This is a genomic window from Silanimonas sp., assembly GCF_044377035.1.
Classification (GTDB): domain Bacteria; phylum Pseudomonadota; class Gammaproteobacteria; order Xanthomonadales; family Xanthomonadaceae; genus Silanimonas.
The window spans coordinates 14,784-28,790 of record NZ_JBILJW010000026.1 but is presented as its reverse complement, the minus strand read 5'-3'; the positions used below and the strand labels follow the sequence as shown (position 1 = coordinate 28,790).

General features: G+C 69.9%; 13 protein-coding genes. 6 read left to right on the top strand and 7 right to left on the bottom strand.

The features are described from left to right. Positions 1–244 precede the first annotated feature (244 nt). Positions 245–1,456: a tyrosine--tRNA ligase gene (gene tyrS / locus ACIQ6S_RS12865; protein ID WP_397608709.1), complete on the bottom strand. Its 1,212-nt coding sequence runs from the start codon at positions 1,454–1,456 to the stop codon at positions 245–247. Positions 1,457–1,624: 168 nt separating this feature from the next. Here tyrS and ACIQ6S_RS12860 point away from each other — a divergent pair, with 168 nt between their 5' ends. Both ACIQ6S_RS12860 and ACIQ6S_RS12855 read left to right on the top strand, forming a co-directional pair. Then, positions 1,625–2,911 carry a peptidoglycan DD-metalloendopeptidase family protein gene (locus ACIQ6S_RS12860; RefSeq protein ID WP_397608708.1) on the top strand — a complete coding sequence of 429 codons (1,287 nt, stop codon included), beginning with the start codon at positions 1,625–1,627 and terminating at the stop codon, positions 2,909–2,911. A 6-nt stretch (positions 2,912–2,917) separates the two neighbouring features. Next, complete coding sequence (locus ACIQ6S_RS12855; RefSeq protein ID WP_397608707.1) at positions 2,918–4,060, top strand: anhydro-N-acetylmuramic acid kinase; 1,143 nt, start codon at positions 2,918–2,920, stop codon at positions 4,058–4,060. A 30-nt stretch (positions 4,061–4,090) separates the two neighbouring features. Here the strand turns inward: ACIQ6S_RS12855 and ACIQ6S_RS12850 are convergent, their stop codons facing one another. From ACIQ6S_RS12850 to ACIQ6S_RS12840, 3 genes are read right to left on the bottom strand one after another with little or no spacing between them, the layout of a single operon-like run. Next, the gene (locus ACIQ6S_RS12850; protein ID WP_297876013.1) at positions 4,091–4,375 is read right to left on the bottom strand and encodes a FitA-like ribbon-helix-helix domain-containing protein; all 285 of its coding nucleotides are present in this window, start codon (positions 4,373–4,375) and stop codon (positions 4,091–4,093) included. A gap of 28 nt (positions 4,376–4,403) precedes the next feature. Beyond that, complete coding sequence (locus ACIQ6S_RS12845; RefSeq protein WP_397608706.1) at positions 4,404–5,765, bottom strand: AmpG family muropeptide MFS transporter; 1,362 nt, start codon at positions 5,763–5,765, stop codon at positions 4,404–4,406. Next, positions 5,755–6,525, bottom strand: a complete 771-nt coding sequence (locus ACIQ6S_RS12840) for an exodeoxyribonuclease III (protein ID WP_397608711.1) — start codon at positions 6,523–6,525, stop codon at positions 5,755–5,757. The genes ACIQ6S_RS12845 and ACIQ6S_RS12840 overlap by 11 nt, the downstream gene beginning before the upstream one ends. Before the next feature lie 134 nt (positions 6,526–6,659). Here ACIQ6S_RS12840 and pyrE point away from each other — a divergent pair, with 134 nt between their 5' ends. Both pyrE and ACIQ6S_RS12830 read left to right on the top strand, forming a co-directional pair. After that, positions 6,660–7,310 (top strand): orotate phosphoribosyltransferase, encoded by a 651-nt coding sequence (gene pyrE, locus ACIQ6S_RS12835; RefSeq protein WP_297876010.1) that lies wholly within the window; start codon positions 6,660–6,662, stop codon positions 7,308–7,310. A 6-nt stretch (positions 7,311–7,316) separates the two neighbouring features. Next, the gene (locus tag ACIQ6S_RS12830; protein ID WP_397608705.1) at positions 7,317–8,018 is read left to right on the top strand and encodes a DUF4124 domain-containing protein; all 702 of its coding nucleotides are present in this window, start codon (positions 7,317–7,319) and stop codon (positions 8,016–8,018) included. Positions 8,019–8,066: 48 nt separating this feature from the next. Here ACIQ6S_RS12830 and ACIQ6S_RS12825 read toward each other — a convergent pair whose 3' ends face one another. Genes ACIQ6S_RS12825 through coaBC form a run of 3 tightly spaced genes read right to left on the bottom strand, consistent with a single transcriptional unit; the run spans position 8,067 to position 12,085 of the window. Further along, positions 8,067–10,391, bottom strand: a complete 2,325-nt coding sequence (locus tag ACIQ6S_RS12825) for a phosphomannomutase/phosphoglucomutase (RefSeq protein ID WP_397608704.1) — start codon at positions 10,389–10,391, stop codon at positions 8,067–8,069. Positions 10,392–10,406: 15 nt separating this feature from the next. Further along, on the bottom strand, positions 10,407–10,874 hold the full coding sequence (gene dut / locus ACIQ6S_RS12820; RefSeq protein WP_397608703.1) for a dUTP diphosphatase: 468 nt from the start codon (positions 10,872–10,874) through the stop codon (positions 10,407–10,409). Then, on the bottom strand, positions 10,871–12,085 hold the full coding sequence (coaBC, locus tag ACIQ6S_RS12815) for a bifunctional phosphopantothenoylcysteine decarboxylase/phosphopantothenate--cysteine ligase CoaBC (RefSeq protein ID WP_397608702.1): 1,215 nt from the start codon (positions 12,083–12,085) through the stop codon (positions 10,871–10,873). Before coaBC ends, dut begins: the two co-directional genes overlap by 4 nt. A gap of 91 nt (positions 12,086–12,176) precedes the next feature. On the opposite strand from coaBC, the gene radC reads away from it, so the two are divergent. Then, positions 12,177–12,851 carry a DNA repair protein RadC gene (gene radC, locus ACIQ6S_RS12810; protein WP_397608701.1) on the top strand — a complete coding sequence of 225 codons (675 nt, stop codon included), beginning with the start codon at positions 12,177–12,179 and terminating at the stop codon, positions 12,849–12,851. Between the two features lie 56 nt (positions 12,852–12,907). After that, a complete protein-coding gene (locus ACIQ6S_RS12805; protein WP_397608700.1) occupies positions 12,908–13,900 on the top strand; it encodes a hypothetical protein in 993 nt (330 codons plus the stop codon). The last annotated feature ends 107 nt before the right edge of the window (positions 13,901–14,007 follow it).

The following is a 14,007-nucleotide window of genomic DNA, read 5'->3' as shown; positions in this document are numbered from 1 at the left end:
GCACACTATACAGCAGTTTCGAAGTTCGTCAACACCGTAAAGCGAAACTTTCTTCTCAACCCCCCCTCCGCCGCGCCGCTCGTTTCCGAGCCACCCTGCGAAGGGGCGCGAACTATAGGCAACCGACGCAGCGCGTCGCAAGCCCTTCACGGTGTTTTGTCCGCCGAGGGGGATCGCCGTTCAGTTTCAGCCGCGAAAAAGCGGCCGAACGCGGCCCGAAACTGAACGAGGGTGCGCGGAACCCTCAGCCCGCCACGAGGCGGATGCGCGCGAAGGTGCGCTTGCCGACCTGGAGAACGGCCTCAAACCCCGGCACGAAGGCGCGCTGCGGGTCTTCGAACACCTCGCCATCAATACGTACGGCGCGCTCTTTCAGTTTGCGCATCGCTTCGGAGTTGCTCGGCGTCAGTCCGGCCTGCGTCAGCAAGGCGGCGATTCGCAGCCCTTCGGGCGGTGCCGCGAGTTCCGTCAGAGGCAGCTGTGAGGTATCGCCTGCGCCTGTGACCACCGCCTCCCAGCCCGCGATCGCCTTTTCGGCCTCCGCCACGCCATGGAAGCGGACCGTCAGTTCGCGCGCGAGGCGCAGCTTCAGATCGCGCGGATGGAGGGTGCCGCCCCCGACGTCCGCCTTCAGCGAGCCCAGCTCGGCCAGGGAGATCTCGAAGCTGAGCAACTCGATCCATCGCCACATCAGCTCGTCGCCGATCTTCATCGTCTTGGTGACGATGTCGATGGCGGGCTCGTTGATGCCGATGTAGTTACCGAGCGACTTGCTCATCTTGTTGACGCCGTCGAGGCCCTCGAGCAGCGGCATCGTCATGACGACCTGCGGCGCCTGCCCGTGGTGCTCCTGCAGGCCGCGGCCCATCAACAGGTTGAAGCGCTGGTCCGTGCCGCCGAGCTCGACGTCGGCCTTCAGGGCCACCGAGTCGTAGCCCTGCACCAGCGGATACAGAAATTCATGGATGGCGATCGGCTGCTGGTTGGAGAAGCGCTTCTGGAAATCGTCGCGCTCGAGCATCCGCGCCACGGTGTGCTGGGCCGCCAGCTTGATCATGTCGGCTGCCGTCATGGCGCCGAACCACTCACTATTGAAGCGGACCTCGGTCTTCTCGCGGTCGAGGACCTTGAAGACCTGGTCGGCGTAGGTCTGGGCGTTCGCCAGCACGTCCTCGCGGGTCAGCGGCTTGCGGGTGGCGCTCTTGCCGGTCGGGTCACCGATCATTCCGGTGAAGTCGCCGATCAGGAAGATGACCTGGTGCCCGAGGTCCTGGAACTGCCGCATCTTGTTGAGCAGCACGGTGTGGCCGAGATGGAGGTCGGGCGCGGTTGGATCGAAGCCCGCCTTGATGCGCAGGGGACGGCCGGTGGCGAGGCGGGCGGCGAGGTCCTCGAGCTTGATGATGTCGTCCGTCCCGCGCGCGAGTTGCGCAAGGGCGGTGTCCGGCGTGGTCATGGGCGGCACTTCATGAAGATGAAAAGGTGAGCAGGGGCCCGGTTCGGGCGCCGGCGCGTTAACCTCAGGTTAAACGCCGGGGCCAAAAAAACCAATCGCTTCAAAGGTTTGACGATGGTTTTCCGCTGTGGGTAAGTTACGGCCGTTTCCGTCCTCCGGAGTTGCGCCTTGTCGAATGCCCGCCGTCTCGCGCCCAAGGCGCCGCGAGCCCTGCCGATCGCCCTCGCGGGCGCCCTTGCCGTGCTGCTCGGATCGATCGTTCCGGCGCTGGATGGCGCAATGGAACGGGAAGCCCAGCCGGAACGTGTGACGCAGGCCATCGCCCTGCCCCCGCCGCCGGCCGCGACGGCCGCCAACACGCCGCGTAATGACTGGCAGACGGTGCGCATCGCCTCCGGCCAGACCCTCGGCAGCGTGTTCGCCGACCTCGGATTGCCCGCCAGCACCATGCATCGCGTGCTGGAGGTGCCGGAAGCCAGCCAGATGGCCACGCGTCTGCGCGTGGGCAGCGAACTCGCCTTCGAGATCGGCGCGGACGGCGAGCTCAAGGGCCTGCGCTTCGACCAGGACGAGAGCAAGCGCGTGCAGTTGGCGGTCTCGGAGGACGCCATCGAGCGCGAAGTGATCGAGCGGCCGATGGAGCGCCGTGTGGTGATCGCCGGCGGCACGATCCGCAGCTCCTTGTTCGCTGACGGCGCCAAGGCCGGCCTCAGCGCCGCCGTCATGAACGACATGGTGAAGGCGCTGCAGTACGACATCGACTTCGCGCAGGACCTCCGCGAAGGCGACGCCTTCCAGATCGTCTATGAGGAACTGTGGCGCGAAGGCGAGCGCCTGCGCGACGGCGGCGTGGTCGCGGTCAACTTCATCAACCAGGGCAAGCCGTACACGGCGGTGCGCTTCGAGCACAACGGTCAGCAGGAGTTCTTCGACCTCGACGGCCGCCCGCTGCGCAAGAGCTTCATGCGCACGCCGATCGAGTTCGCGCGACTGAGCTCGGGCTTCGGTGCGCGCCGCCATCCGATCCTCGGCCGCATGCGCATGCATAAGGGCGTTGACTACGCCGCACCGACGGGCACGCCGATCTTCGCGGCCGGCGACGCGCGGGTGAAGTTCGCCGGCTGGCAGAACGGCTATGGCCGCACGGTCATCCTTGACCACGGCAATGGCATCACCACGCTGTATGCGCACATGTCGCGCCTCGGCAGCTATCGCGTGGGCCAGCGCGTGCAGCAGGGCCGCACCATCGGCTACGTCGGCACCAGCGGCCTGTCGTCCGGCCCCCATCTGCACTACGAATTCCGCGTCAACGGCGTGCACCGCAACCCGTTGACCGTGACGATGCCGAAGCCCGAGCCGCTGACCGGCACGGCGCTGGCCGAGTACCGCCGCGCCACCGCCCCGGCGCTGGCCCAGCTGAAGCGCATCGAAGGCTTCCAGCTCGCGGCACGCTGACCGGCCGTGCCTTCGCAGGGCGACGCGCTGTTCGTCGGGCTGATTTCCGGCACCAGCGCCGATGGCATCGATGCCGCGCTGATCTCGGTTTCGCCACCCATCGTGGGTACCGCGCCGCGCATCGCGGTGCTGCGCGCCCGCACCACCCCGTACGAACCCGACCTTCGCGCCACGATCCTGCGCATCTCGCAGGCCGAGGCCACGGTGCATCTGGATGAGTTCGGCGCGCTGGACAGCGCCATCGGCGAAGCGTTCGCGCAGGCGACCATGGCGCTACTGGACGAGGCCGGCATCGCAACGGCGCAGGTGCGTGCGATCGGCTCCCACGGCCAGACCCTCAGGCACCGGCCGCGGCCACCGCACCGGTTCACCCTGCAGGTGGGCGACCCGAATGTGATCGCGGAACGGACCGGCTGCGACGTGGTGGCCGACTTCCGTCGCCGCGACGTGGCCGCCGGCGGTGAAGGCGCGCCATTGATGCCCGCCTTCCACGCCGCCGTGCTCGGCGACGCCCACGAAGTGCGTGCGGTGTTGAACCTCGGCGGCATCGGCAACCTCACCCTGCTGCCGACGACCGGCCCGGTGCGCGGCTTCGATACCGGCCCAGCGAACGGGTTGATGGACGCGTGGTGCTTCGAGCACACCGGCCATGCCTATGACGCTCACGGCGCTTGGGGCGCCACGGGACGCGTGCTGCCCGAGCTGCTGCAGCGCTGCCTGTCCGAGCCGTGGCTGGCCCTGCCGCCGCCGAAGAGCAGCGGCCGCGACCAGTTCCATCTGGGCTGGCTGCGCGAGCGGCTGGACGGCGACGAGGCGCCGCACGACGTGCAGGCGACGCTGGTGGAATTCAGCGCGCGCAGCATCGTGGATGCGCTGCGTGCCACGCAGCCGGACACCACGCGGCTGATCGCCTGCGGTGGCGGCGTGCACAACGCCCTGCTGATGGCGCGCATTGCCGCCCTGCTGCCGGGCGTCGCGGTGCAAAGCAGCGCCGAGCACGGCATCGACCCCGACGCGGTCGAAGCGGCGGGCTTCGCCTGGCTGGCTTGGCAAACGCTGGAGGGGCGGCCGGGCAATCGCCCGGAAGTGACGGGGGCCGCCGGCCCGCGCGTGCTGGGCGTGATCGTTCCGGGGCGTCGCGGCGACTGAGGCCGCGCGGCAGCGCTGGCTCGGCCGGTTTCAGCTGCCTTCGGAAGGATTGCGCGTGTACGCCGGCGCGTCGTTGGGCAGATCGGTCATCGCGTTCATGGCTTCGTAGAACGCGCGGGCTTCCTCGTCGTTCCATGCGCCACGCAGGCGGGCGATGTCGCCCGGCACCGGCGGCGGCTCGGGCTCGGCCATGCCGAGCGCCTGCTTGAGCAGATGCAGGATTACGTCGTTGAGCGGCCAGCCCTTCTGACGGGCCAGTTCCTTCAGCCGTTCGGCCACACGCTCATCGATGTCGCGGACGAGGAAATCGGCCATGGGGGCGGGCCGCGCTCCGAGGAAGGGATCAGGCTTTCGAGCTTACGCCCGCGGGCGCATGGCGCGCCAGCCACGCCACCAGCGCGATCGCGGGCAGGGCCAGCGCTGCGGTGCCCGCGAAGAACAGGGCGTAGGCTTCCATCAGCGGCCGCGTCTGGGCGAGCGTCTCGACGATGACGCCGGAAAAGCCCTTCATCACCTTGCCGAGCAATGCGTAGAACGAACTCAGCAACGCGTACTGGGTGGCGGTGTAGCCGACGTTGGTGAGGCTCGACATGTAGGCGATCAGCGCGATGCCGGCGAAACCGGCGCTGAAGTTGTCGATCGCCATGGCGATGCCGAACACGACGTTGTCCGCACCGGACAGGGCCAGCCAGGCGAACGCGAGGTTCGACAACGGGCCCAGCACCGCGCCGAGCAGCAGGGTCGGGAACAGGCCGAGGCGCAGGGCGGCCACGCCCGCCGCCGCGGTGCCGAGGAACGTGGCCGCGAGGCCGATGCCGCCGCGCACCTTGCCGATCGTCTGCTCGGCGATGCCGAGGTCGGCATACAGCGGGTTCGCCATCGGGCCCATGACGAAATCCGCGAGGCGATACAGGCTGATCGCAGCGAGGACGGCCAAGGCCATCTGCCGGTGCTGGAGGAAGAAGGCGATGAACGGACCGAGGATCGCGTCGTACAGCCCGCGCGGCGTCCACAGCGGCGGAAGGCCCACCGACGACGACGGCCCAGCGCTGCGTGGCTCGCCCACGAACAGCACCACCACCAGACCGGCGAAGGCCATCGCGGCGAAGGCGGCGTAGGACGAGGCCCAACCGACCTGGGCGGCCACGAGGAAGATCAAGGCGTCGGTCAGCAGCAGCGCCGTGCGGTAACCGAGCTGGTAGGCCGCACTCAGGATCGCCAGCTGGTCGCTGCTCTCGGCGCACTCGATGCGCCAGGCGTCGATGACGATGTCCTGCGTGGCGGACGCGAGCGCGACGCCCAGCGCGATCGCCCCGAACAGCTGCAGGTGGCCCTTCGGCGTGAGGAGGGCCATCGCCAGCAGTCCGAGCACCACGCCGCCCTGCGCCAGCAGCAGCCAGCCGCGGCGCCGGCCGAGGCGACCCAGCAGCGGCACCGTGGTGCGGTCGACCACCGGCGCCCACAGGAATTTCACCGAATAGGCGATGCCCACCCAGGAGAGGAAGCCGATGGCCCCGAGCTCGATGCCCTCGGTGCGCAGCCAGAAGCCCAGCGTGTTCCCGACCAGCATGAAGGGCAGGCCCGCGGCGAGGCCGAGCACCAGCAACAACGCCACCTTCGGGTCGCGCACGCCACGCAGCACCTCGCGCCAGCCGGGGCGCGGGGCGGCTGCAGGCGTCGAGGCCGCGGTTGAATCAGTCGGCATAGTCGACGACGAAGGGCGCGTGGTCGGAGAAGCGCGGCTCGGGGTGGATCGCACAATCCTTCAGCCGCGACGCCAGACCGGGGCTGACCAACTGGTAGTCGATGCGCCAGCCCACGTTCTTGGCACGCGCCGCGCCGCGCTGGCTCCACCACGTGTAGTCCTGCCCGTCCGGGCGCAGGCGCCGGTAGGCATCGACCCAGCCATCTTGCTCAAGCAGCGCTGTCAGCCAGGCGCGCTCCTCGGGCAGGAAGCCCGAGTTCTTCTCGTTCGACTTGGCGTTGCGGATGTCCTTCGGCGTGTGCGCGATGTTCCAGTCGCCGCAGACCACCACATCGCGGCCCGAGGCCAGCAGCGCCTGCAATTGCGGCCGGAACCAGCGCATCACCTCGAACTTGAAACCCTGGCGCTCATCGCCCGAGCTGCCGGACGGCAGGTAAAGGGAAATGACGGACAGGTTGCCGAAGCGGGCCTCCAGCCAGCGCCCTTCCTCGTCGAATGGCGCCCAACCGAGCCCGGTGGCGTAGGCATCCGGCTTCGCGCGGCTGTAGACGGCCACGCCTGAATAGCCCTTCTTCGTCGACGCGTCGCGAAAAGCCACGTGCCAGCCGGCCGGGCGAAACAGCGCGTCGGCCAGCTGGTGCTCCTGCGCCTTGGTCTCCTGCACGCACAGCACGTCGATGCCGGACGCAGCGAACCAGTCGAAGAACCCCTTGCTGGCGGCGGAACGCAGGCCGTTGGCGTTGAAGCTGCAAATGCGCATTGAAGGAAGGGACAAGGATCAGAGCCGGATTGTCGCCGATCCGGCCATGCCGCCGCGCGTCGCAGCCCTGCAGATGCGCGGCGAATGGGCTTTCCGCTAGCCTGACGACCTTTCCGACCGATGCCGGAGCCCGCGTGAGCGCCTACCGCCAAGCTTTCCTCGACCTGTCGCTGCGCGCGGAAGCGCTGCGCTTCGGCGAGTTCCACCTGAAATCCGGCCGCACCAGCCCCTACTTCTTCAACGCCGGGCAGTTCAACACCGGCGCCACGCTCTCCGGCCTCGCCGACTGCTACGCGGAAGCCCTGCTGGAGAGCGGCGTGGCCTTCGACATGCTGTTCGGCCCCGCCTACAAGGGCATCCCGCTAGCCACCGCGCTGGCGATGGCGCTGGCGAAGCGCGGCCGGGATGTGCCGGTCGCCTTCAACCGCAAGGAAGCCAAGACCCACGGTGAGGGCGGCACGCTGATTGGCGCTCCGCTCAAGGGCCGCGTGCTGATCGTCGACGACGTGATCACCGCCGGCACGGCCGTCCGCGAGTCGGTGGAGATCATCCGCGCCGCCGGTGGTACGCCCAGCGGCGTGCTGATCGCGCTGGACCGGCAGGAACGCGGGGCGGAGGGCCAGCGTTCGGCCGCGCAGGAGGCCTCGGCCGCACTGGGCGTGCCCGTCGTCTCGGTCGCGCGGCTGGACGACCTGTTCACCTTTGTCGCGGACCGCCCGGAACTGGCCCTGCATCGCGAGCGCCTGCTGGCGTATCGTGCGGCCTACGGTTCGATCGACGGATGATCTGACATGGCCCGTACCGCCCCTCCCCGCCGCATGATGCGGCCCGCCGCGCTCGCGGTCGCCCTGCTGGCCGCCCTGCCCATGGCCGTCGCGCCGGTGGTGGCGCAGGGCAACACCGATGCGCCGGAGAAGAAGCTCTACCGCTGGACGGATTCCAGCGGCAAGGTCCACTACACCGACGCCCTACCGGCCGACGTGGTGAACCAGGCACGCGCCGAACTGAGCGTAGCCACGGGTCTGGTGCGCAGTACCGTCGACCGCGCCCTGACGCCCGAAGAACGCCGCGCCGCCGAGGCGGAGGCCCTCAGAGCCGCCGAGGCACAGGCCCGTGTCGAGAACTCGCTGCGCTCCGAAGAGGCGAAGGTCAGCAGCTTCCGCACCGAAGCGGACTTGCGTGCCGCCTACGTCGACCGCCAGAAGGTCATCGACGAAACGCTCGAAAGCCTCGAGGCGGCGATCAATTCGCAGCGCGGCAGCCTGCACCAGCAGCTGGGAGTGGCCGGCGATGCCGAATTGGCCGGCCGGCCCGTCGCAGAGCGCACCATCGAGGTCATCTTTGAGCTTCGCGAGGAACTGCAGAAGCAGGAGCAGGCGCGCGTCGAGCGTGCGGCGGAGCGTCAGGTGCTTGGCGAGGAAATGGAGCGGCTGATCGTGCTGTTCCGCGAGCGCCAAGCGGCCCGCGAACGCGAGATGGGCATCGAGATGTGATCGCCCGGCGCCGGGTCCGCGTACGGACGGCGGCGCGACGGGCTGGGATCAGAACGGCAGGGTCAGATCGCTCCGGATCGCGAGAATCGCGGCGCGGAAACCTTCCTGCACCCGGGCCAGCGCCTCCTCGTTGTCCGCCTCGAAGCGCAAGACGAGGATGGGCGTCGTGTTCGAAGCTCGAACCAGTCCCCAGCCATCCGGCCAATCGGCGCGGAGGCCGTCGATCGTGGAGACGCGGGCCCCTTCGAAACGGGCTCCGGCCACGAAGGCCTCGATGAAGGCATGGGGCTCGCCCTCCTGCATCTCGATCTTGAGCTCGGGCGTGCTGGTGGCCTTCGGCAACTCGGCGAAGACTTCTTCCGGCTCCTCCGCGCGGGTGGCGAGGATCTCGAGCAGGCGCGCGGCCGCATAGAGGCCGTCGTCGAACCCGTACCAGCGCTCCTTGAAGAAGAAGTGGCCGCTCATCTCGCCAGCGAGCTCCGCCTCCGTCTCCTTCATCTTCGCCTTGATCAGCGAATGACCGGTCTTCCACATCAGCGGGCTGCCGCCATGCCGCAGCACATAGCCGGCGAGGTGCCCCGAGCACTTCACGTCGTAGATGATGCAGGCACCCGGGTTGCGCTCCAGCACGTCAGCCGCGAACAGCATCAGCAAACGATCGGGATAGATCATCTCCCCGTCGCGGGTCACCACGCCGAGGCGGTCGCCGTCGCCGTCGAAGGCGAGGCCGATGTCGGCCCCGGCGCGCTGCACCGCCTGCACGAGGTCCTCGAGGTTGTGCGGGTCGCTGGGGTCCGGGTGGTGGAACGGGAAGGTGCCGTCGATGTCGCAGTAGAGCGTCTCGACATCGGCACCGATGGCTTCGAGCAGGCGCGGGCCGAGGTCGCCGGCCACGCCGCTGCCGGCGTCGACCACCACGCGCAGGCGGCGCTCGATCTGGATGTCGCCCGCGACGCGGTCGATGTAGTCCTGGCCGATATCGACGGTATCGAGTTCACCGCGACGCTCGGCGACTGGCATGCGCCCTTCCGCGATGCGCACGTAAAGGTCGCTGATCGCACCGCCGGACAGCGTTTCACCGTCGACGACGATCTTGAAGCCGTTGTAGTCGGGCGGGTTGTGGCTGCCGGTGACGGCGATGGCGCTGCCGAGGCGCAGATGGTGCGCGGCGAAGTACGCGACCGGCGTCGGCACCATGCCGACGTCGGTGACGTCGATACCCGACATTCGCAAACCGTCGATGAGCGCGCGCGACATCTCCGGCGAGGAGATCCGTCCGTCGCGACCGATCGCGATGCCACGCAGCCCCTTCTCCTTCATGAGCGCGCCGACGGCACGACCGATGAGACGGGCGACGTCGGCGCTGAGCGTCTGGCCGACCACGCCGCGGATGTCGTAGGCGCGGAAGATGCTGCGCTCGACGGTGAACTCCGGGGCGCTGGGCGTGACCGCGACGGGCTTCGCCGGGGACGGCCGGGCAGTTTCGAGCTTGCCGTCGGCCTGCAGCTCGGCGAGGGTCGGCTCCGCTTCCACGCCCCCCTTGGCCTTGCGCTCCGTGAGGCGCCTCGCGAGCGCCGCCGCCTTCTCGCGCGGAACGAGCACGAGCGCCAGACCGAACACCACAACGACGCTGCCCGCCACGAGTTCGACGAGACCGCCCATACTGAACCTTCCGGGGTCGGCGTACGGCGACGTACCGACGACCCGCAGCCGGCTGTCCGCCAGCGCAACGGCGCCGCGCTCGGCCTCTTCCGAAAGCGCGGCGTTGCCGGATTCGATCAGCGAGCGTCCGCCCTGACGCAGGGCCGCGTAAGCCCCGGAAGGCGCGGCGCGGTCGATGAGCGGCTGCAGCAGGTCCAGCGGGCGGCGCACGTAAGCGACACCAACCAGCCCGTTCTCGTCGGGAATCGGGGCGGCGAGCGCCAGCCACGGACGCCCGGCATCCTGCACGACAGCCATCTGCACGCCGTCGCGGTCGAGCGCCGTGACCAGCAGCCCGAGCTTGCCGTAGCCGAAGCGCTCGGCGTTACCCCACAGCGGGGTGATGTCGGCCGGATGGATCTCGACGGCTTCGATGCCCACCCAGGTGCCGGCCAATGCGGAACGCGCGCCGTCGATGTTGTTGCCCAGCACGGCGTCGCGAACCCGCGGGAGCTTGCGCTGTGCTTCGAGGCTGGCACGCTCGGCGTCGAGCAGGGCACGCAGTTCGGCGACCGCGGCTGTCCGCGCCTCCTGGGCCGTGACGGACAGGGCCGAGGCCGAGTGCAGGGTCCACCCGCCCCAAGCCAGCAGGGCGCCCGCCACGATGGCGAACACCGCCAGCAGGATGTTGAGGATGCGGATCTTCGGACGGGGCGTTTCGGCGTTCTGCATGCAGGGGTCCGGGGGTCAGCGGGTGCCAGTGTGGCCGAAACCACCTTCACCGCGCTCGGAGGCGTCGAAGGCGGCCACGACGTTCCAGCGGGCGCGGGCGACGGGGAGGAACACCAGCTGGGCGACGCGGTCGCCGGGCTGGACGGTGACAGGAGCAGTGCCGCGGTTCCACAGGCTGATCATCAGCGGCCCCTGGTAGTCGGCGTCGATCAGGCCGGTGAGGTTGCCGAGCACCAGCCCGTGCTTGTGACCGAGGCCCGAGCGCGGCAGCACCACGGCGCAGAGCCCAGCATCGCCGATATGGAAGGCGAGCCCGCTGGGCACCAGGGCGGTGTCGCCCGGGGCAAGGGTGAGTGGCACCTCGAGCATGGCGCGCAGGTCCATTCCGGCGGACTGCGCGGTCGCGTAGTCCGGCAGGGGGAACTCGGCGCCGAGCCGGGCGTCGAGGATCTTCAGGTCGATGGCGGGCGACAGGGCACTCATGCGCGGCCCAGCCAGTCGGCGATCCACTCGACGAGGCCGCGGGCGATATCGGACTTGCGCGCGGTGGCGTAGGTCTTCTCGCCGCCGTTCCAAAAGAGCGTGAGCGCGTTCTCGTCCGCGTCGAAACCGCAGCCCGGCACGCCGACCTGGTTGGCGGCAATGGCGTCGAGCTTCTTGGCCGCGAGCTTGCCGCGCGCGTAGGTCTCGACGTCGTGGGTCTCCGCCGCGAAGCCCAAGACGCAGCGCGGGCGCCGCGCGTGTACCGCGACGTCGGCGAGGACGTCGGCGGTGCGTTCGAGCACGAGGGTCATCGGGCCGGCGCCTTTCTTGATCTTTTGCCCGGCGACTTCGGCCGGGCGGTAGTCGGCGACGGCGGCGGCACCCACGTAGGCGTCCTGGCCGGGCAGTGCGGACAGGACGACGGCGTGCATCTCGGCGGCGCTGCGCACGTCGATGCGGCGCACGCCGGCTGGCGTGGCGAGCTTCACCGGACCGGCCACCAGCGTGACCTCGGCCCCGGCACGCGCCGCCGCTTCGGCGACGGCGAAGCCCATCCGGCCGCTGCTCCGGTTGCCGACGAAGCGCACCGGGTCGATGTCCTCGAAGGTGGGGCCGGCGCTGACCAGCACGCGCCGTCCGGCGAGGCGCTTCGGCGTCCTGGCCTCGGCGAGCGCCTCAGCGAGATCCGCGACGAGCTCGGTGGGCTCGCGCATCCGGCCTTCGCCGGTCTCCCCACAGGCCTGCTCGCCAGCGCCGGGGCCAAACACGGCGACACCGCGTTGGCGGAGCGTGGCCACATTGGCTTGCGTGGCGGCATTCGCCCACATCACGCGATTCATCGCCGGCGCAACAGCGATCGGTGCTTCGGTGGCGAGGCACAAGGTGCTGAGAAGGTCGTCCGCCCGCCCCTGCGCGAGACGCGCAAGGAAATCGGCGGTGGCGGGAGCCACCAGCACCCGCGTGGCCCAGCGCGCCAGCTCGATATGGCCCATGGCCGCTTCGGCCGATTCGTCCCAAAGCGAATCACGCACGGGATGCCCGGAGAGGGCCTGCAGCGTGGTGGCGGTAATGAAGTGCGCCGCGCCTTCGGTCATGACCACGCGGACCTCCGCGCCGGCCTCGCGCAGGCGACGCACGAGATCCGCCGACTTGTAGGCGGCGATGCCTCCGCTGACGCCGAGCAGGATCCGTTCCCCGTGCAATGCCGCCACGCCGCGCTCCATCGAGAATGAGTCGGAAGCTTACCCCAGCGCACCGCGGGTTCGGACGGCCGGCCCGCCCCGCGAACGGCACGCTGGCGCCATGACCCTGCACGACTGGCCCGCCGCCAACCGCCCCCGTGAACGCCTGCACACCCAAGGGCCGGATGCCCTGGCCGACGCCGAGCTGCTGGCCCTTTTCCTTGGCACCGGGCCACGCGGCAGCAATGCCGTCGCCCATGCCCAGGGCCTCATCAACCGCTGCGGCGGGCTGCGCGCCCTACTCGACCGCTCGCCGTCCGAGCTGCGACTGCTGCCGGGCATCGGGCCGGCACGAGCCGCACTGATCTCGGCGGCGCTGGCCTTGGGGCGACGCCAGTTGCAGGGCGAGCTCGCCCGCGGCGACGCCCTGGCCTCACCGCGGCAGGCGGGCGAATACTTCAGCCGCTGGCTGCGCGCGTCGCCGCGCGAACGCTTCGGCGTGCTGTTCCTCGACAACCGCCATCGCGTAATCGCCCACGAGGTGCTGTTCGAAGGCTCCATCGATTCGGCCGCGGTGCACCCCCGCGTGGTGGTGCAGCGCGCCATGGGCTTGAACGCCGCGGCCGTCGTGCTCGGGCACAACCATCCCAGCGGCGTGGCCGAGCCGAGCGCGGCGGACCGCCAGCTCACCGCGGCGCTCAAGCAGGCGCTGGCCCTCGTGGAGGTGCGGCTGCTCGACCATTTCGTTGTCGGCGACGGGCCGGCCGTCTCGATGGCCGAGCGCGGCTGGGTCTAGCGGCTTACGGCCGAAGCGCCCGTATACTCCGGCCGAACCGCTCCCCGGGCTCGCCCATGCCGATCGACTACCGTCTGGTGTACCCGGCCGATGCCGTCGAGCAGGCCGTGCCGATCGGCGCCCTCGCCAGCCCGTCGCTGGATCCGCTTGCCACCACTTACGCCCACCGCGTTGCCCGGGCCTGCGAGCAAGCCGGTATCGGCAATGCCGCGGTCATCCACGTTGCCAGCGTCGCCGTGGTACGGATGGCGATGCGCTATGGCCCGCTGGGCCAGGACGGCCACGCGTACCACAACCAGGACCACTTGCTCGAGCTCCTGGAAGACAAGCTGCCGGCCCTGCTCGCGCAGGCTGGCCTGACCACCATCGGACGCGAAGCGCTGGCGTTGTTCTGCGCCTGCCACGACCTGCGCCAGCGCGAGGCGCGACGCCATGACGACGAGCCGATCGGCGCCAACGAAGCGGCCAGCCTGGCCGAAACCGAGCGCCTTCTCGATGCCGCCGGCCTCTCCGAGACCACGCTCCGGATGATGCTGCGCTTCGCCATCGTCGGCAGCACCTTCGCCGCCGGTAACGATGAGAACGTGCAATCGCAGGGTGCGTTCGCGCATCGGCTTGCCGGATGGCTGGACGGCTCGCAACCGGGTTGGCGCGACGATCCGATCGCAGCGGAGGCCGAACACCTGGCGCGCATGGCGGCGGACATCGACACCAGCAACGTGGCGTCGCCCTACATCGATTTCGCGCAATCCGCGGTCGCCCTCGCCACCGAGATCCAGTACCGCGCGGGCCGCGCGCTGGACACTGCGGAATCCGCCGCGGGCTGCCTCGGCTTCCTCACCGAAGGGCAGGAACGCTATGTCTTCGCCCTGCAGCGCTTCGCCTCGCGCGAGGGCCGTGCCACCTTCGGCGCCCAGCGCGACGCGAACGCGGCCCGCGTGCGCGAGACTGGGCGCCGGCTGCGCGAACGCTTCCCCGCCGGGTCGTCGCCGAGCTCGGGGCATGCCGTGATCAACGCCTTCCGCGAGATCGCCGCCGAAGCGCACTGAAGCCCCGGCGGGAAGCGCCCCTCGGCGGCGCCCTGCCGAAGCACGGGGCCGGAAAAACCGAAGGGCCGGCTCTGACGAGCCGGCCCTTCTTCTTGCCGCGGGGAGAC